The 23,492-nt window shown below is 71.8% G+C and carries 18 protein-coding genes; 4 read left to right on the forward strand and 14 right to left on the reverse strand.

Translation table 11 applies throughout. The features are described from left to right. Window positions 1-2: 2 nt before the first annotated feature. Window positions 3-419 carry a 30S ribosomal protein S16 gene (gene rpsP, locus ACZ434_RS16200; RefSeq protein ID WP_468456123.1) on the reverse strand — a complete coding sequence of 139 codons (417 nt, stop codon included), beginning with the start codon at window positions 417-419 and terminating at the stop codon, window positions 3-5. Window positions 420-721: 302 nt separating this feature from the next. Then, window positions 722-1,318, reverse strand: a complete 597-nt coding sequence (locus ACZ434_RS16205) for a hypothetical protein (RefSeq protein ID WP_190165553.1) — start codon at window positions 1,316-1,318, stop codon at window positions 722-724. A 584-nt stretch (window positions 1,319-1,902) separates the two neighbouring features. On the opposite strand from ACZ434_RS16205, the gene ACZ434_RS16210 reads away from it, so the two are divergent. Next, the gene (locus ACZ434_RS16210; RefSeq protein WP_468456125.1) at window positions 1,903-2,757 is read left to right on the forward strand and encodes a methyltransferase domain-containing protein; all 855 of its coding nucleotides are present in this window, start codon (window positions 1,903-1,905) and stop codon (window positions 2,755-2,757) included. A 59-nt stretch (window positions 2,758-2,816) separates the two neighbouring features. Here the strand turns inward: ACZ434_RS16210 and ffh are convergent, their stop codons facing one another. The 5 genes from ffh to nsdA form a co-directional block, all read right to left on the reverse strand. Further along, the gene (gene ffh / locus ACZ434_RS16215; protein ID WP_468456127.1) at window positions 2,817-4,367 is read right to left on the reverse strand and encodes a signal recognition particle protein; all 1,551 of its coding nucleotides are present in this window, start codon (window positions 4,365-4,367) and stop codon (window positions 2,817-2,819) included. A gap of 157 nt (window positions 4,368-4,524) precedes the next feature. Beyond that, window positions 4,525-7,008 (reverse strand): [protein-PII] uridylyltransferase, encoded by a 2,484-nt coding sequence (locus tag ACZ434_RS16220; RefSeq protein WP_468456395.1) that lies wholly within the window; start codon window positions 7,006-7,008, stop codon window positions 4,525-4,527. Between the two features lie 44 nt (window positions 7,009-7,052). Further along, on the reverse strand, window positions 7,053-7,391 hold the full coding sequence (locus tag ACZ434_RS16225; protein WP_030231663.1) for a P-II family nitrogen regulator: 339 nt from the start codon (window positions 7,389-7,391) through the stop codon (window positions 7,053-7,055). Then, window positions 7,388-8,728 (reverse strand): ammonium transporter, encoded by a 1,341-nt coding sequence (locus ACZ434_RS16230; protein ID WP_468456130.1) that lies wholly within the window; start codon window positions 8,726-8,728, stop codon window positions 7,388-7,390. The genes ACZ434_RS16225 and ACZ434_RS16230 overlap by 4 nt, the downstream gene beginning before the upstream one ends. Window positions 8,729-9,073: 345 nt before the next feature. Beyond that, window positions 9,074-10,570, reverse strand: a complete 1,497-nt coding sequence (gene nsdA, locus ACZ434_RS16235) for a transcriptional repressor NsdA (protein WP_468456132.1) — start codon at window positions 10,568-10,570, stop codon at window positions 9,074-9,076. 446 nt (window positions 10,571-11,016) lie between these two features. Between nsdA and ACZ434_RS16240 the strand changes: the two genes are divergently transcribed. Beyond that, window positions 11,017-11,673: a bifunctional DNA primase/polymerase gene (locus tag ACZ434_RS16240; RefSeq protein ID WP_468456134.1), complete on the forward strand. Its 657-nt coding sequence runs from the start codon at window positions 11,017-11,019 to the stop codon at window positions 11,671-11,673. Window positions 11,674-11,754: 81 nt separating this feature from the next. On the opposite strand, the gene ftsY is transcribed toward ACZ434_RS16240, so the two are convergent. From ftsY to ACZ434_RS16265, 5 genes are all read right to left on the reverse strand, one after another. Then, on the reverse strand, window positions 11,755-12,957 hold the full coding sequence (gene ftsY, locus ACZ434_RS16245; RefSeq protein WP_468456136.1) for a signal recognition particle-docking protein FtsY: 1,203 nt from the start codon (window positions 12,955-12,957) through the stop codon (window positions 11,755-11,757). A 286-nt stretch (window positions 12,958-13,243) separates the two neighbouring features. Then, window positions 13,244-14,659: a sugar porter family MFS transporter gene (locus ACZ434_RS16250; protein WP_468456137.1), complete on the reverse strand. Its 1,416-nt coding sequence runs from the start codon at window positions 14,657-14,659 to the stop codon at window positions 13,244-13,246. Window positions 14,660-14,856: 197 nt separating this feature from the next. Next, window positions 14,857-18,516, reverse strand: coding sequence for an AAA family ATPase (locus ACZ434_RS16255; protein ID WP_468456139.1), 3,660 nt, complete (start codon window positions 18,514-18,516; stop codon window positions 14,857-14,859). Window positions 18,517-18,792: 276 nt separating this feature from the next. Then, the gene (locus ACZ434_RS16260) at window positions 18,793-18,996 is read right to left on the reverse strand and encodes a hypothetical protein (RefSeq protein WP_184764132.1); all 204 of its coding nucleotides are present in this window, start codon (window positions 18,994-18,996) and stop codon (window positions 18,793-18,795) included. Window positions 18,997-19,375: 379 nt separating this feature from the next. Beyond that, window positions 19,376-19,657, reverse strand: coding sequence for an acylphosphatase (locus tag ACZ434_RS16265; protein ID WP_468456142.1), 282 nt, complete (start codon window positions 19,655-19,657; stop codon window positions 19,376-19,378). A 195-nt stretch (window positions 19,658-19,852) separates the two neighbouring features. Here ACZ434_RS16265 and ACZ434_RS16270 point away from each other — a divergent pair, with 195 nt between their 5' ends. After that, entirely contained in the window at window positions 19,853-21,184 is a 1,332-nt protein-coding gene (locus ACZ434_RS16270) for a CAP domain-containing protein (protein ID WP_468456144.1), read from the forward strand. A 74-nt stretch (window positions 21,185-21,258) separates the two neighbouring features. Continuing rightward, window positions 21,259-21,660 carry a winged helix-turn-helix transcriptional regulator gene (locus ACZ434_RS16275; protein WP_468456146.1) on the forward strand — a complete coding sequence of 134 codons (402 nt, stop codon included), beginning with the start codon at window positions 21,259-21,261 and terminating at the stop codon, window positions 21,658-21,660. Here ACZ434_RS16275 and mutM read toward each other — a convergent pair. Together mutM and rnc are read right to left on the reverse strand one after the other, a co-directional pair. Further along, complete coding sequence (gene mutM, locus ACZ434_RS16280) at window positions 21,633-22,493, reverse strand: bifunctional DNA-formamidopyrimidine glycosylase/DNA-(apurinic or apyrimidinic site) lyase (protein WP_468456148.1); 861 nt, start codon at window positions 22,491-22,493, stop codon at window positions 21,633-21,635. The two genes, ACZ434_RS16275 and mutM, sit on opposite strands and share 28 nt — an antisense overlap. Window positions 22,494-22,655: 162 nt before the next feature. Then, a complete protein-coding gene (gene rnc, locus ACZ434_RS16285; protein WP_468456397.1) occupies window positions 22,656-23,474 on the reverse strand; it encodes a ribonuclease III in 819 nt (272 codons plus the stop codon). Between the last annotated feature and the right edge of the window lie 18 nt (window positions 23,475-23,492).

Consider the following 23,492-nt stretch of genomic DNA (forward strand, 5'->3'; position numbering starts at 1 on the left):
GCTCAGGCCTCGGTCGAGGACTCGGCGGCGGCCTCGTCCTTCTTCTCAGCCTTCTTCTTCTGGGTGATCGCCTCACCCTTGCCCTCTTCGTCGCCGCCGAGCGCCTCGAACGTCGGACGGGCGGGCTTCTCGGCCTGCTGGAGCAGCGGAGCCGGGGCGGGCTCGCCCTTGAACTTCTGCCAGTCGCCGGTCTTCTTCAGGATGGCGAGGACGGGCTCGGTCGGCTGGGCGCCGACACCGAGCCAGTACGCCACGCGCTCGCCGTCGACCTCGATGACCGACGGGTTGTACGTCGGGTGGTACTTGCCGATCTCCTCGATGGCCCGGCCGTCACGGCGGGTACGGGAGTCGGCGACGACGATGCGGTAGTGAGGCGAACGGATCTTGCCCAGACGCTTCAGCTTGATCTTGACTGCCACGGGAGTGGATTCTCCTGGATTGACGTGGTGGGGCACGGCGGATGTGCCGCGTGGGGTTGCGGTACCCGAGTGCCCGATGGACGCGTCAGCCGGAGGAGAGAGGGGTCCTGTGCGGCTGTCGAGTACAGCTGGCCATTCTGCCACACCCTCCGAGGCCCGGTGACCGCGGGGCGCCCGGAAGCGGGCACGCCGCCGCGGCACCCGGCGCCGTCGAACGTACGGCGGGTGCGCGGCCCGGCGTTCGCGCGGTGCGGCCGGACCGAGCGGCCGAGCGGACCCGGCACCCACGAGGTGCCGGGCCGTCAGCTCGCCGCTGCCACTTCCGGGATCTGGAAGGGCTTGCCGCAGCCGCCGCAGACGATGGGTGCCTGGGCCAGGACCGACGGGACGACGCGGACGTTGCGCCCGCAGTCGCAGACGGCCTTGACCCGCACCCCGCCCCCGGACGAACCGTGCCGTGCGGCCGGGCCGCGGAAGCTGCGGGCGGTGTCGCCCGCCGTCGCCGCGGTGTGGGCCTTCAGGGCGCGGTGCAGACGCTCCGTCGTCGGGCGGTAGCGGCGCTTCGCCTCGGGGGTGAGCGTCACCAGTGAGAAACCGCTGCTGGGATGCGGCTCCTCGGGGTGGTCCAGGCCCAGCTCCTCGGCGATCGCGAGGAATCTGCGGTTGTGGTAGCGGCCGGCGCGGGATGTGTCGCGTACACCGCGCGCGGCGGCGACGCCATGGACTGCCTCGTGCAGCAGTCGCTCGAAGGAGAGCTCGTGACCGCACGCGGACGACGACTCCCCGATCAGGGACTCGGGCGCGGCAAGATCGGGCAATTCGGGGTGGTACCGCTGAATGTCGGCCCACGCCTGTGCCAGCTCTGCGGCGAGAACAGGTGGTGTCTGTGTCGTGCTCACGTAATGACAACGAGCGCGGGTGCCTCTGTGTTCCGATTCCGGGGCATCCCAAATAATTTGCACGTACCCGTCAGTTGCCACTGATGCGTCCTGACGAGTACGGGTGCGCTGATCTGCGGAGAAGCCTCACAGCTCACCTCAAGGTGGTGCGTAGGCTGACGTACGCCCCATGCATAAGCGACTCTCCGCGCGCCGATGCGCCTGGGGCCCCCGGACGCGCAAGAGGCATTTCGGCCGCTCTCGCGGCGACACGGCGACCGGCTCACCGCGCCCGCCACGACCGTGACGTTACCCGGTCCCCCACCCGCACCGCGCACCGCCCCGCCCCGGCACCGCACCGGCCCCGACGACACCGGCCGGAACCGGTACCCGGACGCCCCCGCCACGGCGGCCCGTACGGCCCCGCATGACCGGGAGGTGAATTCTTGCCACTGGCACGAGCGACTACCAAGCCGCCGCCGCATTCCACTGGACGACACGTCGAGGGCGGAGTTTCCTGGCATACGGGGGGTGTGCGGGCGCACTGCACGGGGGCCAGGGAATCGGGCACTGCGGCAACTCTCGGCTGATTGGGGCGCTTACCTATGACACCTACGCTCGTGCGGCAGCACCTGCCCCACACGGGGACCGCCCCCCGTGTGGACCGGCGCGCACGCGCGCGTGACTGGTCCGAGATCCAGGAACGGATGCTCGTACCGCTCTACGAGGCCGTCCACGAGCGACTGGACGTGGGTCCCACGACCCGCCTCCTCGGCCTCGGCTGCGGCTCCGGACTGGCCCTGCTCCTGGCGGCCTCGCGCGGTGCCGCCGTCACCGGTGTCGACACCCGCGAAGAACGGCTCGCCCTCGCGCGGGAACGACTGCTCCCCGACGAACGGGACGCACACGCGCGCCCGGACACGCGCCTCGTGCACGGCTCACCGGCGGACACGGCCCGCGCGGGCGCGCCCGCGTACACCGTGGTGACCGCCTTCGAGCCGCTCGGCTGTCTCGCCGGGGACGCGGAAGGGCTGGGCGAACTGCTCACCGGGGCGGTCCCGCTCGCCGCCCGCGGAGCGGCCGTGGTGCTGACCGGCTGGGGCCCGCCCGAACGGTGCGCCACGTCATCCGTGCTGAGGGTGGCCACCGAACTGGCGGAGCCGCCGCGCGACAGGGGAACCTGGCGCCCCACCGACCGCGACGACCTGGAACGGGTCGCCGAGCGGGCGGGACTGCGGCCCGACGGCTCCGGGCGGGTGGCCTGCCCGTTCGGTTACGCCGACCCGGACAGCGCGGTACGGGGCCTGCTCTCGACCGGACTGTTCGACGCGGCGATCACCGCCACGGACCAGGAACAGGTCGACAAGGAACTGACCGAGGCCCTGCACCCGTACCAGCGGCCGGACGGGACGGTGTGGATGCCGAACGTGTTCCGTTACGTCGTCGCGCGGACCCCCTGACACGCCGTTGGGGCGCCCCTCATGACGAGGGACGCCCCGACCGAGCACCGCCGGGGGCCTCAGCCCATGAACTTCTTGAACTCGTCGGGCAGCTCGAAGTCCTTGCCGCCCTGCTGCGGCAGACCGAAGGCGCCGCCGGCCTCCGCGGCGGCGGCGCGCCGCGCGGCCTCCTCCTGCTCCTGCTGCTTGCGCTTCATCGGGTTGCCGGAGCGCTGCTTGCCCTTGGCCTGCTTCTGCTTCTTCTTCGTCCGGCCCGGACCGCCACCCATGCCCGGCATCCCGGGCATCCCCGGCATACCGCCACCCTGCGCCATGCGGGACATCATCTTCCGCGCCTCGAAGAACCGCTCGACCAGGTTCTTCACGGCGCTGACCTCGACACCGGAGCCCTTGGCGATACGGGCACGGCGCGAGCCGTTGATGATCGTCGGCTCCTGGCGCTCGGCCGGGGTCATCGACTTGATGATGGCGGCGGTGCGGTCGACGTCCCGCTCGTCGAGGTTGTTGATCTGGTCCTTGATCTGACCCATGCCGGGCAACATGCCGAGCAGCTTCGAGATGCTGCCCATTTTCCTGACCTGCTCCATCTGGGCCAGGAAGTCGTCCAGGGTGAAGTCCTGGCCCTTCTTGGACGCCAGCTTCGAGGCCATCTGGGCGGCCTCTTCCTGGCTGAAGGTCTTCTCCGCCTGCTCGATCAGGGTGAGCAGGTCACCCATGTCGAGGATGCGGGAGGCCATCCGGTCCGGGTGGAAGGCGTCGAAGTCGTCGAGCTTCTCACCGTTGGACGCGAACATGATCGGCTTGCCGGTGACCTGGCGGATCGACAGCGCCGCACCACCGCGCGCGTCGCCGTCGAGCTTGGAGAGCACCACGCCGTCGAAGCCGACGCCGTCGCGGAACGCCTCGGCCGTGTTGACGGCGTCCTGACCGATCATGGCGTCGACGACGAACAGGATCTCGTCAGGGCTGACGGCGTCCCTGATGTCCGCGGCCTGCTGCATCATCTCCTGGTCGATGCCCAGGCGGCCGGCGGTGTCCACGATCACGATGTCGTGGACCTTGGTCCTCGCGAACTCGATGGAGTCCTTGGCGACCTTCACCGGGTCGCCCACACCGTTGCCCGGCTCGGGCGCGTAGACGGCGACGCCCGCGCGCTCGGCGACGACGCTGAGCTGGTTGACGGCGTTGGGGCGCTGGAGGTCGGCGGCGACCAGCACCGGCGAGTGGCCCTGCTCCTTCAGCCAGCGGCCGAGCTTGCCCGCGAGGGTGGTCTTACCGGCACCCTGCAGACCGGCCAGCATGATCACGGTGGGGGGCTGCTTGGCGAAACGGAGGCGACGGGTCTCGCCGCCGAGGATGGTGATCAGTTCGTCATTGACGATTTTGATGATCTGCTGCGCGGGATTGAGCGCCTTGGAGACCTCGGCTCCGAGCGACCTTTCCTTCACGTTCTTGATGAAGGCTCGGACGACGGGCAGGGCCACGTCCGCTTCAAGGAGGGCAATGCGGATCTCACGCGCCGTGGCGTCGATGTCCGCTTCGCTCAGCCGGCCTTTTCCGCGGAGGTTTTTGAAGGTCGCGCTAAGGCGGTCGGAGAGGGTGTCGAACACGGCGGCGTCGGTCCTCGATGTCGGGGGCGTTTGGGCTGCCCTCCAGAGTATCCGGCTCCGCAGGCAAATCGTCCCCGCCCGCTTCGTTGAGCGGACGGAGACGGATCCCCGCAGCGGCGGGGAGCGCATCCCATCAACGCGCCGAACGCCCGCAAGGTCATGCCCGCAGCGCGTCCTCCAGCTTCTGGGCCACCGCCACCGCCTCTTCCCAGGGCAAGGGAGCTCCCGAGAAACCCGTGACGTAGAACGCGTCCACCGCGTTCGCCCCCAGCGTGCTCGCGTGTGCGCTCCGTACCCGCACCCCCGCGTCCTCCAGTGCCCGTCCGATGCGGAACAGCAGGCCCGGTGCGTCCTGCGCGCGGACCTCGATCACCGTGGCGTGCCGGGAGGCGGCCGGGGCGACCGTCACGCGGGGCGGGGGCGCGACCACGCCCCGCCGTCTCGGGTACGCGGCGTCGCGTTCGGTGAGGCGGCCGGCGATGTCGAGGCTGCCGTCCAGGGCGCGTACGAGGTCGGCGCGGAGCCGGGTGGCCTGGGGCAGGGAGCCGTACTCGGCGGCGACCCGCCAGTCCAGCAGCAGCACGGAGCCGTCGACGCCGTCAGGGAGGTCCAGGGCCCGCAGCTCCGCCGTCCGCACGGTCAGCCGGTGCAGGGCGAGCACGCCGGCCACCGCGGGGAGCACGCCCGGCTGGTCGGGTACGGCGACGACCAGCTCCACGCCCAGCGGCTCGGGGGCGCCGGTGGGTTCGGCGGGCGGCTCGGCCTGCGCCCGCAGCGACAGCACGGGCGCGCCCGTGGCGGCGCACTCGAGCGCGAGACGCTCGTGTTCCGTGGTGGGCGCCGCCTCCGCGGGGTCGGCGGGGACGTCTCCGGACAGCACGGCGGAGACCCGCCCCACCAGGTCGGCGACGAGAGAGGCCCGCCACGCCGACCAGGCGGCCGGCCCGGTGGCCAGGGCGTCCGCCTCGGTGAGGGCGTGCAGCAGTTCCAGGGTGCCCTGGGAGCCGACGGCCTCGGCGACCGCGCGCACGGTGGCGGGGTCCTCCAGGTCGCGCCGGGTGGCGGTCTCGACGAGCAGAAGGTGGTGGCGTACGAGGGCGGCGATCACGGTGACGTCGTGCCGGTCGAAGCCGATGCGGGCGGCCACGTCCCGGGCGATGACCTCGCCGGCCACCGAGTGGTCGCCGGGCCGGCCCTTGCCGATGTCGTGCAGCAGCGCGGCGACCAGCAGCAGGTCGGGCCGGTGCACGCGCCGGGTGAACTCGGAGGCGCGTACGGCGGTCTCGATGAGGTGCCGGTCCACGGTCCACAGGTGGACGGCGTTGCGCTGGGGGCGGCAGCGGACCCGTTCCCAGTCCGGGAGCAGGCGGTTGACCAGGCCTTCCGCCTCCAGTGCCTCCCAGACCTGCACGGTGGGCCGGCCGGAGCCGAGCAGGGTGACGAGTTGTTCGCGTGCCTCGGCGGGCCATGGTGTGGGCAGCGGGCGTGCGCCGGTCGCCAGGCGCCGTACGGCGTGCGGGGAGAGCGGGAGTCCGGCCTGTGCGGCGGCGGCCGCGGCGCGCAAGGGGAGTACGGGGTCGCGTTCGGGACGCGCGGCACGGGCGAGTACCGCTTCGCCGTCCTGTTCCACGACCCCTTCGGCGAGCGGGGAGCGTTCGGACGCCGGTTTTCCTCCGCCGAGCGCCCTTCCGTCGCCCACCACCGCCCTTCTGAGGAAGTCGCCTCGCTCCCTTGCCAGTCTGCGCAGCCGGGGCCGCACCGCGCGGGCGCGCAGGACGCGGCCCACTTCGCGCCAGGTGACGTCCGTGGCGTAGGCGATGATCCGTGCGGCCTCGTAGACCTGGCGCAGCAGCGCGTCCGCGTCGAGGGTGCCGAGTTCGGCGGCGACCTGGTCCTGTTCCTGGAGCGCGAGGCGGTCGGTGGCGCGGCCGGTGGTCAGGTGGAGGGCGTCCCGTACGTCGAGGAGGCGGCGGCGGGCGTCGGCGAGGCCCTCGCGCGGGGCGTCGGCGAGCCAGGAGGCGGCCACCGCGCGCAGGGCGGTGGCGTCGCGGAGGCCGCCGCGGGCCTCCTTGAGGTCGGGTTCCAGGAGGTACTGGAGCTCGCCCGTGCGTTCGGCGCGTTCCTCGCACATCTCCCGCAGGGCGGGAAGCCGTTTCGGCGCCTGGTTGCGCCAGTCGGCGAGTACGGCGGTGCGCAGTGCGGTGGTGAGGCCGAGGTCACCGGCGAGGTGCCGGGCGTCGAGGAGGCCGAGCTGCGCCTTGAGGTCCTCGCCCGCCGTCCTGCGGGCCTCCGCCGGGGTGCGGACGGAGTGGTCGAGGTCGAGGCCGAGGTCCCAGACGGGGTACCAGAGGCGGTCGGCGAGTGCGGCGACCGCCTCGGGGTCGCCGCCGTCGTGCAGCAGGAGCAGGTCGAGGTCGCTGCGCGGGGAGAGTTCCGCGCGTCCGTAGCCGCCCACGGCGATCAGGGAGACCCCGCGCGGGAGGGCCTCGGCGCCCGCCGCGAACAGCCCGGCGAGCCAGGTGTCCGTGAGGTCGGCGAGGGCGGAACGGCGCGGCGGCCCGGACCGCGCCTTCTCGGTGAGAAGGCGCAGCCGGGCCGCCGCGTAGCCGCTGGGTCCCGAGTCCTCTGCCGCGTCGTGCATGTCCGTACCCGTCACCCGGCGACTCCTGTTCCGCTCGTCCGCTGTCAGAGCGCGTCGGGGCCGCGCTCGCCGGTGCGCACCCGTACGGCCGTCTCGACGGGGATCGACCAGACCTTGCCGTCGCCGATCTTGCCGGTGCGGGCGGCCTTGACCACGACGTCGATGAGCTGTTCGGCGTCGTCGTCCTCGACCAGCACCTCGATGCGGATCTTGGGCACCAGGTCGACGGTGTACTCGGCGCCGCGGTAGACCTCGGTGTGGCCGCGCTGGCGGCCGTAGCCGCTGGCCTCGGTGACGGTCAGGCCGTGTACTCCGAAGGCCTGCAGGGCCTCCTTGATCTCGTCGAGCCGGTGCGGCTTGACGACGGCGGTGATGAGCTTCATGCGTCCACCTTCTTGCTCTCGGCCGGGCTGGCGGGGGCGGTGGCGGCGGTGCGGGCCGCGCCGCCGCCGGCGCCGCTGAAGTCGTATGCGGTCTCGGCGTGCTGGGCCTGGTCGATGCCGGCCACCTCGTCGTCCTCGGAGACGCGCATGCCGATGGTCCTGTCGAGGAGGAAGGCGAGGATCGCGGAGACGACCAGGGAGTAGGCGAGGACGCCGAGGACACCGGCGCACTGCTTCCAGAGCTGGTCCGGGCCGCCGCCGTAGAAGAGGCCGGCGACATCGGACTGGCCCTTGCCGGTGGCGAAGAAGCCGATGAGGAGGGAGCCGAGGATGCCGCCGACGAGATGGACCCCGATGACGTCGAGGGAGTCGTCGTAGCCCAGCTTGTACTTCAGTCCGACGGCCATGGCGCACAGGACACCGGCGACGGCGCCGACGGCGATGGCGCCGAGCGGGGAGACGGCGCCGCCGGCCGGGGTGATGGCGACCAGTCCGGAGACGGCGCCGGAGGCCGCTCCCAGGGTGGTGAAGGCGCCGTGGCGGATCTTCTCGTAGGCGAGCCAGCCGAGGACGGCGGCGCCGGTGGCGACCTGGGTGTTGACGAACATCAGCGCGCCGACGCCGTCGTCGTTGCCGAGCCAGGAGCCGGCGTTGAAGCCGAACCAGCCGAACCACAGCAGGCCCGCGCCGAGCATGACCAGGGGGAGGCTGTGCGGGCGCATCGGGTCCTTCTTGAAGCCGATGCGCTTGCCGATGACCAGGATCACGCCGAGCGCGGCGGCACCGGCGTTGATGTGGACGGCCGTACCGCCGGCGAAGTCGATGACGCCGAGTTCGAAGGCCCAGCCGCCGGCGCCCCAGACCCAGTGGGCGACGGGGAAGTAGACGATGGTGGCCCACAGGGCGACGAACAGGGCCCACGCGGTGAACTTCACGCGGTCGGCGAGGGCGCCGCTGATCAGCGCGGGGGTGAGGACGGCGAACATCAGCTGGAAGACCAGGAAGACGAAGACCGGGATGGTGTAGCCGTCCCAGAGTTCGGTCGGGCCGATGCCGCTGAGGCCGACCCAGTCGGAGTTCCAGCCGATGAGGCCGGCGGAGTCGGTGCCGAACGCCAGGGAGAAGCCGTACAGCACCCACAGGACGGTGACGATGCCGAGGCTGATGAAGCTCATCATCAGCATGTTGAGGGTGCTCTTGACGCGGACCATGCCTCCGTAGAAGAAGGCCAGGCCCGGGGTCATGAGCATCACCAGGGCGGAACAGATGAGCATGAACCCTGTGTTGGCGGCGGACAGCGTGGGCGCGTCTGCGGCCAGGGTGATGGCTGGTGCCATCGGCGTCTCCTCGTCGTTGGTACGGCCCCGTGCGGGCGAAGCCTCGAGCGGATCGAGAGGTGGGCCGGTTATGCGCCATGAGATTGGCGCAGCGCCGTTTCGGTGGAAGCCCCTCGTTGTTTCGCCGCCGTGACGAAGGCACCCGACGTGTTACGGGTCGATGAACTGCCGGAACCGGGTCGCGCCGATCGTTATCGTGGCGCAACCTTCGGTGTACGGCGGTGAGCCGTGGCCGGGGAGACGAGAAACCGGCCGCGGTCGGCCTCCGAATGACTGGCATGGGGGAGCCGAGTCGGGCAGTTCGGGAGGGCCGGCCGCGGCCGGGGTCCGGTGTTTCCTTCGGGGTCAGACCGCTTCGGCGGCCTCGGGCAGTTCGATGGCGAGCCGCTCGGTGAGCTCGACGACTTCGGCGAGGTCCCCGAAGTCGCGTACGGCGGTGTCGACGGTCTTTCGGATACGGGTGTTGACGCGCTCGGAGCGGACCTTCTTGGCCGCCTTGATGGCCTCGGTGGCGAGGATCGTGCTCTGTTCGGGTTCGCGCTGGAGCAGGTGGACCGTGGCCATGCCGATCAGGTTGAGGGCGTAGGAACGCTGGTGCTCTCCGCTCTCCTTGCCGAAGAGTTCCACGGCGCGCCGCATCAGCGGTTCGGCGAGCGAGGCGTAGGTGGGGCTGCGGCCGGCGACGTAGGCGAGGTCGCGGTAGGAGTGGGAGTTCTCGGCGTAGAGCTCGGCCTCGGAGAAGAAGCGGATCCAGTCGGCGTCGGGCTCGTCCCACTCGTCGGCCTCGGCGAAGGTGTCCTCGGCCATGCGCACGGCCCGCTTGCAGCGGCCGGGCTGGCCCATGTTGGCGTAGGCGCGGGCCTCCATCGCATACAGCATGGACTGGGTGCGCGGACTGGCGCAGTCGCGACTGCCGTACTGGGCGAGGTGGATCAGCTCCAGGGCGTCCTCGGGGCGGCCGAGGTGGATCATCTGGCGGCTCATGTTGGAGAGCACGTAGGAGCCGAGCGGCCGGTCACCGGCTTCCTTGGCGGCGTGCAGGGCGAGGACGAAGTACTTCTGGGCGGTGGGCTGGAGCCCGACGTCGTACGACATCCAGCCGGCCAGTTCGGCGAGTTCGGCGGCGACCTTGAACAGGCGCCGGGCGGTGGCCTCGGGCTGGGGTTCCTGGAGGAGGTCGGTCACCTCGTGCAGCTGTCCGACGACCGCCTTGCGGCGCAGGCCGCCGCCGCACTGGGCGTCCCACTGCCGGAACATCACGGTGGTGGTCTCCAGCAGGTCCAGCTCCGGCTTGGAGAGCCGGCCGCGGGCGCGGGCGGCGGAGGGGACCGGTTCGGGTTCGGTCCGGGGCGGCGGAGCGGGCGGGGTGGGGACGAGCCAGCGCTGCATGGGCTCGATGAGGGACGGGCCCGCGGAGAGGGCGAGCGAGCTCCCGAGGAAGCCGCGCCGCGCCAGCATCAGGTCGCTGCGCGAGAACTCGCTGAGCAGGGCCACGGTCTGCGGGCCCGTCCAGGGCAGGTCGACGCCGGTCGCGGAGGGTACGGGCCGGGCGGTGCGCAGGCCCAGGTCCTCGACGGAGACGACGACGCCGAAGCGTTCGGAGAACAGTTCGGACAGGATTCTGGGGATGGGTTCGCGCGGGTTCTCGCCGTCGAGCCAGCGGCGCACGCGCGAGGTGTCCGTGGAGATGTGGTTGGCACCCAACTGGCGTGCTCTGCGGTTGACTTGGCGGGCCAGTTCGCCCTTGGACCAGCCGCTGCGGACGAACCACGAGGCGAGAAGCTCGTTCGGGCGTTTCTCCGGACTCGCCACGCTCGTCCCGCCACCGCCGTTGCCGCTCACTGGAACGCCCCCATCCCTGAAGACCACTTGTCGCTGAGTGCGCCAAGCCCTATCAGAATGCCGGTTGTCGGGGCCGCCCGTCCGGCGGTTGTCACCCTTCGAACGGAAAGCCGAGTTGCCTCCGGCATACCCACGAGTGCATGTGCCCCAAGAAGCCGTGCACACAACGTAACCCTACGATCACCCGTCCCACCATGGCGGAACCGCAATCGCCACCATTCGCCACCCCTTCGAATGAACTCACCGTCGCCGACCCACGATTCACTTGACACGGGACAGCCACGAGTGAGTGCAGCGGTGCACGCGAGGGCGCACACCGCTCGACGCACCACCCCCGGCACCCCGAAGCGCCGCGTGGGCAGGGCGGCGCGGGGAAGGCGAAAACAGAGCGTCACGCACTGCGCCCGCTGCGTAACCACCGGTACGTCGGACCCGTTGGAGGGGGCATGGGCTTCACGATCGGCATCAGCCGGGGCATCCGGACCGGCTCGCGTCGCCGGAGCCGCTCGTCGGACGGCACCGTCGTGGCGGAGTACACGGGACTGTGGGGATGGGACGTGGTACCGGGGGTCCGGGCCGCCGCGGGCGCCTGTTCCTGCGGGCGCTCCGGCTGCCGGGCACCGGGCGCCCACCCGCTGGGGCAGGCGCCCGTGATCCGCGCCGGGGCACCCCTGGACGAGGTGACGGCCCTCTGGTCCGAGTTCCCCGGGGCCTCGCTGATGCTGCCGGTGGGGCGGGCGTTCGACGTGATCGAGGTGGCCGGGCCCGCCGGGTGCCACGCGCTGTCCCGGCTGGAGCGCATGGGCCTGCCGGTCGGCCCGGTCGCCGCCACCCCGGACGGCCGCGCCCAGTTCTTCGTCGCCCCCGGTGCCGCCACCGCCCTGCCCGATCTGCTCTACCGCATGGGCTGGGACGACCCGGCCGCCCTGGATCTGCGCGGCCTCGGCGCCGGTACGCACATCACGGCGCCGCCGTCCGACCGGGGCGGCCTCGGTCCGGTGCGCTGGCTGCGCTCCCCCGCCCTGGACTCGGCCTCCCGGCCGCCCGAGGCGCGTCTGCTGCTGGGCACGCTGGCGTACGTGGCGCACCGCTCGGGTCTGTAGCCCCTCCTGACACGGCGAAGCGCCCGTCCCCCGGTGCGGGGGCGGGCGCTTCCTCGCGTCTGCCGGGCGAGCCCCGGGGTGTCACTCCCCGATGAGGGCGTCCACGAAGGCCTGCGGCTCGAACGGCGCCAGGTCGTCCGCGCCCTCGCCGAGCCCGATCAGCTTGACCGGCACGCCCAGCTCGCGCTGGACGGCGATCACGATGCCGCCCTTGGCGGTGCCGTCCAGCTTGGTGAGCACGATGCCGGTGATGTCGACGACCTCGGCGAAGACCCGGGCCTGCACCAGACCGTTCTGACCGGTGGTGGCGTCGAGCACGAGCAGCACCTCGTCCAGCGGGGCCTGCTTCTCCACGACCCGCTTGACCTTGCCGAGCTCGTCCATGAGGCCGGTCTTGGTGTGCAGCCGGCCCGCGGTGTCGATGAGCACGGCGTCGGCGGCCATGTCCTTGCCCTCCTTGACCGCGTCGAACGCGACGGAGGCCGGGTCACCACCCTCCGGGCCGCGCACGGTGTGGGCGCCGACCCGCTCGCCCCAGGTCTGGAGCTGGTCGGCGGCGGCGGCACGGAAGGTGTCGGCGGCGCCGAGGACGACGGTGTTGCCGTCGGCGACCAGGACCCGGGCGAGCTTGCCGGTGGTGGTGGTCTTGCCGGTGCCGTTGACGCCGACGACCATCACGATGCCGGGGCCGCCGGCCTCGTTCTCCGTGTGCACGGTGCGGTCCATCGTGGGACCGACGAGCGTGACCAGCTCCTCGCGGAGCAGTCCCCGCAGTTCCTCGGGGGTGCGGGTGCCGAGCACCTTCACGCGCTCGCGGAGCCGGTCGACCAGTTCCTGTGTGGGCTGCACACCGACGTCGGCGGTGAGCAGGGTGTCCTCGATCTCCTCCCAGGTGTCCTCGTCGAGGTGCTCGCGGGACAGCAGGGTGAGCAGGCCCTGGCCCAGGGCGTTCTGCGAACGGGAGAGACGGGCGCGCAGCCGGACCAGCCGGCCGGCGGTGGGCTCCGGGATCTCGATCTCGGGAGCCTCGGCGGCGGGCGGTTCCTCGATGACGACGGGACCGGCGCCCGCCGGAAGATCAACCTCCTCGATGGTGCGCCGCGGTTCCTCCCGCGGCGTCTCGGCCTCCTCGCCGACGTGCGGCTCGGCGGGAGGGGCGGTGATGTCGGGCGCGGCGGGCGGCGGCGGGGGCAGCGGCTTCTTGCGCCGGCTGCCGACGATGAGCCCGCCGAGCGCGCCGAGGACGACCACGGCGATGACTACAGCAAGGATGACGATGTCCATAACAGCCCCAGTATCGGCCATGGGTACCCCGGTGGCGCCGATGGTGACGCGCGCCGGACGGCGCGTGCCGCGCGGTGCCGGTGCCGGTCGGGATGTGGTCCGGGCCGCGGGCGCCCGGGTGCGGGCATGCCGCCGCCCCGGCTCGGACGGTGCCGGGCCGGGGCGGTGGGTGGGGGGACACCCCGGGTGGGGGGGCTGCTCCGGGTGGGGGCTGCACCGGGGTGGGGGAACGGGGAGAGGGGCAGCGGGGACTTGAGCCCCTCCCCCGGTCTCGGCGGGCTGCCGGTCAGCCCATCTCCTCCAGTGCCTTGCCCTTCGTCTCCTTCACGAACTTCAGGACGAAGGGGATGGAGAGCGCGGCGAAGAGGGTGTAGATCATGTACGTGACGGACAGGTTCCAGTCGGCCAGCGAGGGGAAGCTCGCGGTGATGGCCCAGTTGGCGATCCACTGCGCGGCGGCGGCGACGCCGAGGGCGGCGGCGCGGATCCGGTTGGGGAACATCTCGCCGAGCATGACCCAGACGACCACGCCCCACGACAGGGCGAAGAAGAGGACGAAGACGTGCGCGGCGATCAGGGCGACCCAGCCCTGGGTGGCGGGGAGCTTGCCGTCGACGAGGTCGAAGGAGAAGGCCCAGGCCTCCAGTGCGAGGCCGATCACCATGCCGACGGAGCCGATGATGGCGAGCGGCCTGCGGCCGATGCGGTCGACGAAGATCATCGCGATGACGGTGCCGACGATGTTGATGATCGACGTGGTGAAGGAGTAGAAGAACGAGGCCGTCGGGTCGACGCCGACCGACTGCCACAGCGTCGCCGAGTAGTAGAAGGCGACGTTGATGCCGACGAACTGCTGGAAGACGGAGAGGCCGATGCCGATCCAGACGATCGGCTTGAAGAAGAAGCTGCCGCCGAGCAGGTCCTTGAAGCTGGACTTCTCGTCACGGTGCATCGCCGACTCGATCTCGGTGACACGGGCGTCCAGGTCGACGTCCTTGCCCTCGACCTCTTCGAGGATCTGCCGGGCCCGCTCGCGCTTGCCGACGGAGATCAGGTAGCGCGGGGACTCGGGGATGGCGAAGGAGAGCAGGCCGTAGAGGACGGCGGGCACGACCATGACGCCGAGCATGAGCTGCCAGGCCTCCAGGCCCAGGAGCTCACCGCGCTGGTCGCCGTCGGCGGCGTTCAGGATGCCCCAGTTGACCAGCTGCGACACGGCGATGCCGATGACGATCGCGGCCTGCTGGAAGGAGCCGAGCCGGCCGCGGTAGGCGGGCGGGGCGACCTCGGCGATGTAGGCCGGGCCGATGACCGAGGCCATGCCGATGGCGAAGCCGCCGACGACGCGCCAGAAGGCGAGGTCGTAGAGGGAGAAGGGCAGCGCGGAGCCGATGGCGCTGACGCTGAAGAGGACCGCGGCGATCTGCATGCACCGGATGCGGCCGATGCGGTCGGCTATGCGGCCGGCGGTCGCGGCGCCGATGGCGCAGCCGATCAGGGCGACGGCGATGACCTGTGCGAGCGCGGCGGAGCCGATGTCGTAGCGGTCGCGGATGGCCTCGACGGCGCCGTTGATCACGGAGCTGTCGTAGCCGAAGAGGAAACCGCCCATGGCGGCCGCCGCCGCGATGAAGATGACGTGCCCGAGATGTTCGGGGTGAGCCGTTCTGGCTCCTTGCTGCGCCTGCGGTGTGCTGGTCACGTGTACTCCTCGGGCCACCGGCAGCGTCGCCGGGTGGGGGGTCAGCCCTTCGAGGTCCAGCGGTAGGTACCTGAAGGTAAAAACGACATGGCAGAGACTATGTCTTCAATTCTTGAAGTCAACAGCGGGTCTGGTGTGAGCTTTGAGACGCTTCGGAGTGATGGGTATTCAGAAGTTGAAGAGTTTGTGTCGTCGCTCTAGCGCAGGCGCTGACTGATGACCTTGGACACACCGTCGCCCTGCATGGAGACGCCGTAGAGCGCGTCGGCGACCTCCATGGTGCGCTTCTGGTGCGTGATCACGATCAGCTGCGAGGCCTCCTGCAGCTCCTGCATGATCCGGATCAGCCGCTGGAGGTTGGTGTCGTCGAGGGCCGCCTCGACCTCGTCCATGACGTAGAACGGGCTGGGCCGCGCCTTGAAGATCGACACGAGCATCGCCACGGCGGTCAGTGAGCGCTCACCGCCCGAGAGCAGCGACAGCCGCTTGACCTTCTTGCCCGGCGGACGCGCCTCGACGTCCACGCCCGTGGTGAGCATGTTGTCGGGGTCGGTCAGCACCAGACGGCCCTCGCCGCCCGGGAACAGCCGGGAGAAGACGCCCTCGAACTCGCGCGCGGTGTCCCGGTAGGCCTCGGTGAAGACCTGCTCGACCCGCTCGTCGACCTCCTTGACGACCTGGAGCAGGTCCGCGCGGGTCTTCTTCAGGTCCTCCAGCTGCTCGCTGAGGAACTGGTGGCGTTCCTCCAGCGCGGCGAACTCCTCCAGGGCGAGCGGATTGACCTTGCCGAGCTGCTGGTAGGCGCGCTCGGCGGCTTTCAGGCGCTTCTCCTGCTCGGACCGCACGAAGGGGCGGGGGCTGTTGCGCGGGTGCTCCGGGTCCTCGGGCAGCTCTTCGCCCTCGGCGGGGGGCGAGGGCGGCACGAGCTGGTGCGGGCCGTACTCCGACACCAGCCCCGCCGGCTCCACACCCAGTTCCTCCAGCGCCTTGGTCTCCAGCTGCTCCATCCGCAGCCGTTTCTCGGCGCCGAGTACCTCGCCCCGGTGAACTGAATCCGTCAACTTGTCGAGTTCCGCCTTGAGGTCGCGCCCCTGGGTGCGGGCGCGGGCGAGTTCCTGCTCGCGGTGGGCCTTGGCGGCGTCGGCGGCCGCGCGCTCCTCGGCGGCGCGGGTGAGGGACACCTCGACGTGGGCGAGGAGCTGCCGGGCGCCTTCGGCGACCGCCCCGGCGACGGCGGCCTCGTGGCGCAGCCGGGCGCGGCGCTGTTCGGCACGCGCGCGTGCCTCGCGCTCCGCGCGGGCGGCACGGTCCAGGGAGTCGGCCCGTCCGGCCAGCCCCTTGACCCGCTCCTCGTGCGTACGGGCCTGGAGGCGCGCCTCCATCTCGGTCTGGCGGGCGTTGGCCCCGTCCGCGGCGAGCCGGTCGCGTACGGAGGTGTCGGGCTCCTCCTCGTACGGCATCTCCTCGGCGACCTCGAGCCGCTCGGCGAGTTCCTCCGCGTCGGCGAGCGCCTTGTCGAGGGCCTCCTGTGCCCGGGCCGCGGCGGCACCGGCCCGCTCGGCCTCCCCGGCCGCGCCGCGCGCCTGTCCGGCGAGCCGGCCGAGCTGCTGGGCGACGGAGGACTTCTCCCGGTCGGCGGCGCGGCGCCGCTCGCCGAGCTCCTCGACGAGGGCCGCGCACGCGCGGCGCCGGCCGGCCGCGGCTTCCTGTGCCTCGGCGAGCTCCTCGCACCGCACCGCCAGCTCCTCGAGCTCGGCGACGGCCTCGTCCACGGACGCCTGTACTTCCAGCAGGCTGGGGGCGCCGGCGGAGCCACCGTGCGCGAAGTGGGCGCCGAGGAGGTCGCCTTCGGCGGTGACTGCGGTGAGGTCCGGGTGGGCGTGGACGAGTTCCTCGGCGTCCTCCAGGGTGCTGACGACGACGACGCGGTGCAGCAGCCGGCGCACGGCCGGCATGAGATCGGCGGGCCCACTGACGAGACGCTCCGCGGGGAGGGGGGTGGCGGAGGGGGCGGCGGGTGCGGGGGCGTCGTGGCTGGGCGCGCGGGTCGCCGCGGCGTTGGGGGGTGGTGCGGCGGGCGGGGTCTGTGGGGTGGCGGGGTCGGGCGCGTCGTGGCCCGCGTTCCCGGTGGTGGTCGGGGGGCCGGTGAGGAGGAGGGATGCTCGGCCCGCGTCCTGTTTGCGGAGGAGGCGGATGGCGTCGGCCGCGGCGGACGGGGAGGTCATCGCGAGGGCGTCCGCCGCCGCGCCGAAGGCGGCCGCGAGCGGGACCTCGTAGCCGGGCCGCACCGTCAGCAGTTCCGCGGCCGGGCCCAGCAGCCCGGTGAGGCTGTCCTTCGCACCGAGCAGCACGCCGGTCCCGTCCTTGCGGCGCAGACCGAGGGCGAGGGCCTCGTGGCGGGCCTGAGTCGCGGCGCGCTTGCGTTCCGCCGCGGTGACCGCCTCGCGGGCGGCGGTGTGGGCGGTCTCGGCCTCGGCGAGCCGTCGCTTGGCCTCCTCGTGCCGCTCGGCGAGTTCGGCGTCCCCGGCGTCGAGGCCGTCGACCTCCGCCCGGAGCGCCTCGTACTCCTCCTGTGCGGTGACGGCCCGCTCCTGGGCCTCGTCACGCGCGGCGGCCAGCCGCTCGATCTCGGCCTGGGCCGCGCCGGCCCGTGACCGGGCCGCGCCCACCTGTCCCTTGAGCCGGGCGAGGCCTTCGCGCCGGTCGGCGATGGCCCGCGCGGTGTCCTTCAGACGGCGTTCCTCCTGGGCGAGCTCGCGTTCCAGCTCCGCGCGGTGGGCGACCGTGTCCTCGAGCGCGCGTTCGGCTGCCTCCAGGGCGGCCTCCAGCTCGGCCTCCTGCTCGCGGATCCGGGCGGCCTCCCGCTCCATGTCCTCGGGGTCCCGTCCGCGCCGCTCCTCGGGGGGCGCGGATGTCGCGCTCTTCACCCGCGCGTCGGCCAGCGAGACGGTGCCGCGTACCCGCTCGGCGAGCTGGGAGAGCTCGTACCAGGTCTGCTGGGCGCTGTGGAGGCGCGGGGTGAGGCGGCGGACCTCGTCCTCCAGGAGGGCCTCGCGCTGGAGGGCCTTCCTCAGCTCGGTCTCGGCCGCCTCCTTGCGCTCCTTGAGGGCGGCCTCGTCGGCGATCTCCGCCTGGAGTGCCTCGCGCAGCCGTACCAGGTCGTCGGCGAGCAGACGCAGCCGCGCGTCGCGCAGGTCGGCCTGGATGACGGCGGCCCGCCGTGCGACGGCGGCCTGGCGGCCGAGCGGTTTGAGCCGGCGCCGCAGTTCGTCGGTGAGGTCCTGCACGCGCGCGAGGTTGGCCTGCATCGCGTCCAGTTTCCGCAGCGCCTTCTCCTTGCGCTTGCGGTGCTTGAGGACGCCCGCCGCCTCCTCGATAAAGGCGCGGCGGCCCATGGGGTCGGCGTGCAGGACGGAGTCGAGCCGGCCCTGGCCGACGATGACGTGCATCTCGCGGCCGATGCCGGAGTCGGAGAGCAGTTCCTGGATGTCGAGCAGCCGGCAGGTGTCGCCGTTGATCTGGTACTCGCTGCCGCCGTTGCGGAACATGATCCGCGTGATGGTGACCTCGGCGTACTCGATGGGCAGGGCCCCGTCGGAGTTGTCGATGGTCAGCGACACCTCGGCGCGGCCGAGCGGCGGACGGCCGGTGGTGCCGGCGAAGATGACGTCCTCCATCTTGCCGCCGCGCAGCGACTTGGCGCCCTGCTCGCCCATGACCCAGCTGAGCGCGTCCACGACATTGGACTTGCCCGAGCCGTTCGGGCCGACGACGCACGTGATCCCCGGCTCGAACCGGAGGGTGGTCGCGGAGGCGAACGACTTGAAGCCGCGGAGGGTCAGGGCCTTCAGGTGCACGCCGCCGGACTTTACCCGCCGGGCAGGGTCTCACTCCATGAACGCCCGGTTTCGCGGGTGAACGCGCAGGGCACATCAAACGTTGAAGAGGGTGAAAGGATGCGCGGAACAACGAGTGTTGGGCGCCGTGCGCGGGGGTGCGGGCCGCCGGGGTGAGGACGCGGAGGCTGGAAAGAAAGAAGGGACGCCGGGGCGTCCCTTGCCATTCCGACTGCTTGGCGGTGGTGACGGGCAGGCCCGACCGCTGCTGGTGCTGTGTGTGGAGCGGTGCAGTGATCAGGTGAGCGCAGGCTCCGCCTGGTGTGCGTCAACGCTCTCCATGATCCTGTCGTGAGAAGCGGCAGCCGTCAGCGCGTCGTTCTCCGCCTGGATCCTTCCGAGTTCGGATTCCAGGTCCTGTACGCGCTGCTGGAGCCGTCGCATCTCGGCGAGGAGTCGAGGGTCGGAGCCGCCGACGTAACCGAGAAGCGCCTTTGCCATGATGGATGGTCCTCCACAATGAGTGACCGACCGATGCGGTGTGGGTCGTGAGGGATTCGCACCCGCGGTGCTTGGCATGCCTGGAGTTGTGCTGCCGTTCAGCCATGCCAAACAGCTAAGGTGCGCGGGGCTTTCAGCGTCTCACCAAAAAGTTTGAGGGTCAACACGATCACGCCCCGTATTGGCGGACAACCGGGTGCGTACGGCCGGGAAGCGGCGGCGTCGCGACTCTCACGGGTCCTCGAGGGCGTGGCGATCATCTTGGCGGCCGGCGTCCGCCATGGCAAGCCGCTCTCCGCGGTCACCAGGACGTTTTCCCCGGCGAGGACCCGTCGTACGCACCGGTCGGCCCCCTCGGGCCCGGTTCCGGTGGGCCGGATCAGCGGATGGCGAAGCTCTCGTAGCCGCCCCGCGGTGTGTCCCAGATCTCGGTGACTCCGTCCACACGTCCGGGCGTGTCGCCGGTCTGCAGCCAGTCGAGCAGCCCCTCGCACCGTTCACGGGAGCCTTCGGCCACCACTTGGACCCTGCCGTCGCCCAGATTGAGAGCAAAACCACTCAGGCCGCCGATCTCCAGGGCCTTGGCGCGGGTGAACCAGCGGAAACCCACACCTTGGACACGCCCCCGCACCCAGGCGACCAGTCGCACATCCTCACTCATGGCTGCAACCTAACCGGACAAAGTCACACCGGGCACTCCGCCCCCTGGCGCCATGCGGTACCGTCCCCACCCATGAATCTCATATGAAACTCACTCGTTGGTGTGAGTTTTGTGATCATCGAGTTTCAGGCTGGTCGCGAATTCGGGGCTGGTCGCGAAGACGAGTCGACCGCAAGGACGAGGAAGGCCAGGGACATGGGACGCCACCGACGCTCCGCCGCCGGCCGCGCCGCCACGGGCCGCGCCACCGGGGTCACTCACCACGACGGCCGCAACGACGCGGGCCCGGAGGCCCTGAGCGACCGGGCCGGCGGCCCGCCCACGATGGGCACGGCGCCGTATCTGAACCCGGAGGCCTACGCCGAGACGTACGCGCGGAGCGAGGCGTACCTCTACGCCACGGACGACGGCGGCGCGTACTCCGCCGGCACCGACTTCTCCCGGGGCGGCTTCCCGGGCGGCGACTTCTCGAGCGGTCAGGACCTGCCCGGTCACGCCTTCCCCGGTGACGACTTCGACGACGGCTTCACCGCACGCGAGGACTTCTCCGCACGGGACGGTTTCCCCGCACCCCGCGGCCACGCCACCCAGGCCACCCACGCCACCCACGACGACTTCGCCGGACGCGACGGCGTCCCCTCCCCCGGTGGCTTCACCGCCGACGAGGCCGGCCGGTCCGCGAGCGGCCGCCGCCGCAAGAAGAAGGCCGCGACCCCGGTCCGCACCGGTCTGCTCGGCGTCTCCGCCGCCATGGCCATCGGCACGATCGCCGTGGCCACGGGCGCGGTGCCGGGCCTGGAGAACTACAAGCTCGGCGGCGACAGCAGCCCCGGCGAGGAAGTGCAGGCCGGGGACCTGGCGACCAGCCTGCCCACCGGGCAGGGCGGCACGTCCGGCAGCGTGGAGTCCCCCGGCCGGGACGCGAGCGCCCCCGCGAGCCGGGACTCCGACCGCTCCGCCTCGCCCGCTCCCTCCGCGACGCCCTCCGCTCCGGCCGCCTCGCCGACCGAGGCGCCGGAGAAGGAGAAGCCGGAGGAGAAGCAGCCCGAGGCCGCCCCGGAGAAGACCGCGGAGAAACCGCCGGCCCGCGAGGCGGCGCCGGAGCCGGAGAAGGAGAAGGAGAAGGGCGACCGGGGTCCCGTCTCGGCGGAGACCGCCGCCGGCGCCGAGGTCCTCCGGCTGGTCAACGCGGAGCGCGCCAAGGCCGGGTGCAGCCCCGTCACCGCGAGCGGCGCGCTGACCGACCTGGCCACGGCGTTCAGCGACGACATGGCCGAGCGCGGCTTCTTCGACCACACGGACCCCGACGGCGACACCCCGTGGGACAGGGCCAAGGCGGCCGGCGTCAGCGGCCTGGGCGGCGAGAACATCGCCCGGGGCCAGGCCGACGCGGAGGCCGTGATGCAGGCCTGGATGGACAGCCCCGGCCACAAGGCGAACATACTGAACTGCGACTTCAAGACCCTGGGCGTGGGAGTCCACATGGGCCCCGGCGGCCCGTGGTGGACCCAGAACTTCGGCTACTGAGCACGGGCGGCCGGCGCGCTCACTGTCGGTTAGCGCAACCTGCTGGTTGGCGTGTTCTGAAGTAGCCTGGGGGTATGACGACCACGGAGCCGCGTCCGCGGGAGCGGGAGCTTCCCTTCGACGTGTTCGCCAAGGCGTGTCCCTCGCGCGGCACGCTGGAGCATGTGACCGGGCGGTGGGGCGGGCTGACGCTGGGTGCGCTGTTCGAGGGGTCGCTGCGGTTCAACGAGCTGCGCCGCCGGGTCGACGGGGTGAGCGAGAAGATGCTGTCCCAGACGCTGCACGCGCTGGAGCGCGACGGCCTGGTGCACCGTGAGGCCCAGCCCACCAACCCGCCCCGTGTGGACTACGAGCTGACGCCGCTGGGCCGTGAGGTGGCGGAGCGCCTGCTGTCCCTCATCCGGTACGTCGAGGGAAGCATGGACGCCGTGCTCCGGGCGCGTGAGCGCTACGACGAGACGCGCGGCGCCCGCTGACACCTCGGGCAGAAGTAGCTGGACCGGTTCATCCAGGCCCGCCGGCGCATCGGCGTACCGCAGCGGCGGCAGGGCAGCCCTTCGCGGCCGTAGGCGTCCAGGGAACGGTCGAAGTAGCCGGATTCCCCGTTGACGTTGACGTAGAGGCTGTCGAAGCTGGTGCCGCCCGCGGTGAGGGCCGCGTTCATGACGTCCCGCACATGGCCCAGGAGGAGCAGGGTGCGGGGGCGGGTGAAGCCGGCCGTCGGGCGTTCGTAGTGGATGCGGGCGCGCCACAGCGCCTCGTCGGCGTAGATGTTGCCGACGCCGCTGATCAGTGACTGGTCGAGCAGGGCCCGTTTGATGGTGGTCCGCTTGCGGCGCAGCGCGTGGTGGAAGGCCTCGTCGTCGAAGAGCGGGTCGAGGGGGTCGCGGGCGATGTGGGCGATGACGTCGGGCAGTCCGTCGGGGGTGTTGTCGTGCAGCGACAGGCCGCCGAAGGTGCGCTGGTCGACGAAGCGCAGTTCGGTGTCCAGGGCGTCGGTGAAGCGGACGCGGACGCGCAGGTGCTTCTCGTCCGGTGCGGTGTGCGGCTGGACCAGGAGCTGGCCGCTCATGCCGAGGTGGGCCAGGACGGACTGGCCGGTGTCCTCCAGGGGCAGCCACAGGTACTTGCCGCGGCGGCTGGGGACGCCGATGCGGTGGCCCTCCAGCCGGTGGGCGAAGTCGTCGGAGCCGGCGAGGTGGCGGCGTACCGCCCGCGGGTGCAGGACCTCGGCGCCGGCGACGGTCCGGTGGGCGACCCACCGTTCGAGTCCGCGCCGTACGACCTCGACCTCGGGCAGTTCGGGCATGGTCTCCCTCCAGGAACCGGTGGACCGGGGTGGGCCCTCCGGCGGTTCGTGCCGGGCGGGCCTGTCGTCGGCTCGCTCCGGCTCGGTCGCCGGAGCTGAGCGGGTTCAGCGCGCCGAGCGCCCGCCCCGGGGCCGGGGCGGGCGCTCTGGATGCGCTGTGCTTCAGGCGGAGGCCGACGGGGCGTCGGCGTTCGTGCCGGAGGCTTCGGCTTCGGCGGTCTTGACGACCTCCTCGGCTTCCGCCGCCGCTTTGGCGCGCTCGTCCGCGGCGGCCCGGATGGCCCGCCACGCGGATTCGGCGGCCTGCTGCTCCGCCTCCTTCTTGCTGCGGCCGGTGCCGGTGCCGTACGAGACGCCTCCGACGCGGGCGGCAGCAGTGAAGGTCTTCTCATGGTCCGGGCCGGTCTCCGTGACCAGGTACTCGGGGACGCCGAGTCCTTCGGTCGCGGTGAGCTCCTGGAGACTGGTCTTCCAGTCCAGGCCGGCCCCGAGGTTCGAGGACTTCTCGATCAGCGGGTCGAACAGGCGGTGCACCAGTTCGGAGGCCGCGTCGAGGCCCTGGTCGAGATAGACGGCGCCGATCACCGCTTCGAGGGTGTCGGCGAGGATGGATGCCTTGTCCCGGCCTCCCGTGCCCTCTTCACCGCGGCCGAGCCGGATGAAGGAGCCCAGTTCCAGCCCGCGGCCCACTTCCGCCAGGGCCCGCGAGTTGACCACCGCGGCCCGCAGCTTGGCCAGCTGGCCTTCGGGCAGATCGGGGTGGGTGCGGTACAGCGTGTCCGTGACGACGAGGCCGAGCACGGAGTCCCCGAGGAACTCCAGTCGCTCGTTCGTCGGCAGGCCGCCGTTCTCGTACGCGTAGGAACGGTGGGTCAGCGCTCGCACCAGAAGGGCGGACTCGAGCTGGTAGCCGAGCCGCCCTTCCAGAAGCGTGTGGGACGAGGCCTGGTTGTCCGCAGAGTTTTTCTTCGGCGTGGACACAGTGCCTCTCACCAGCCG

Source organism: Streptomyces sp. NPDC030893, from assembly GCF_055571535.1.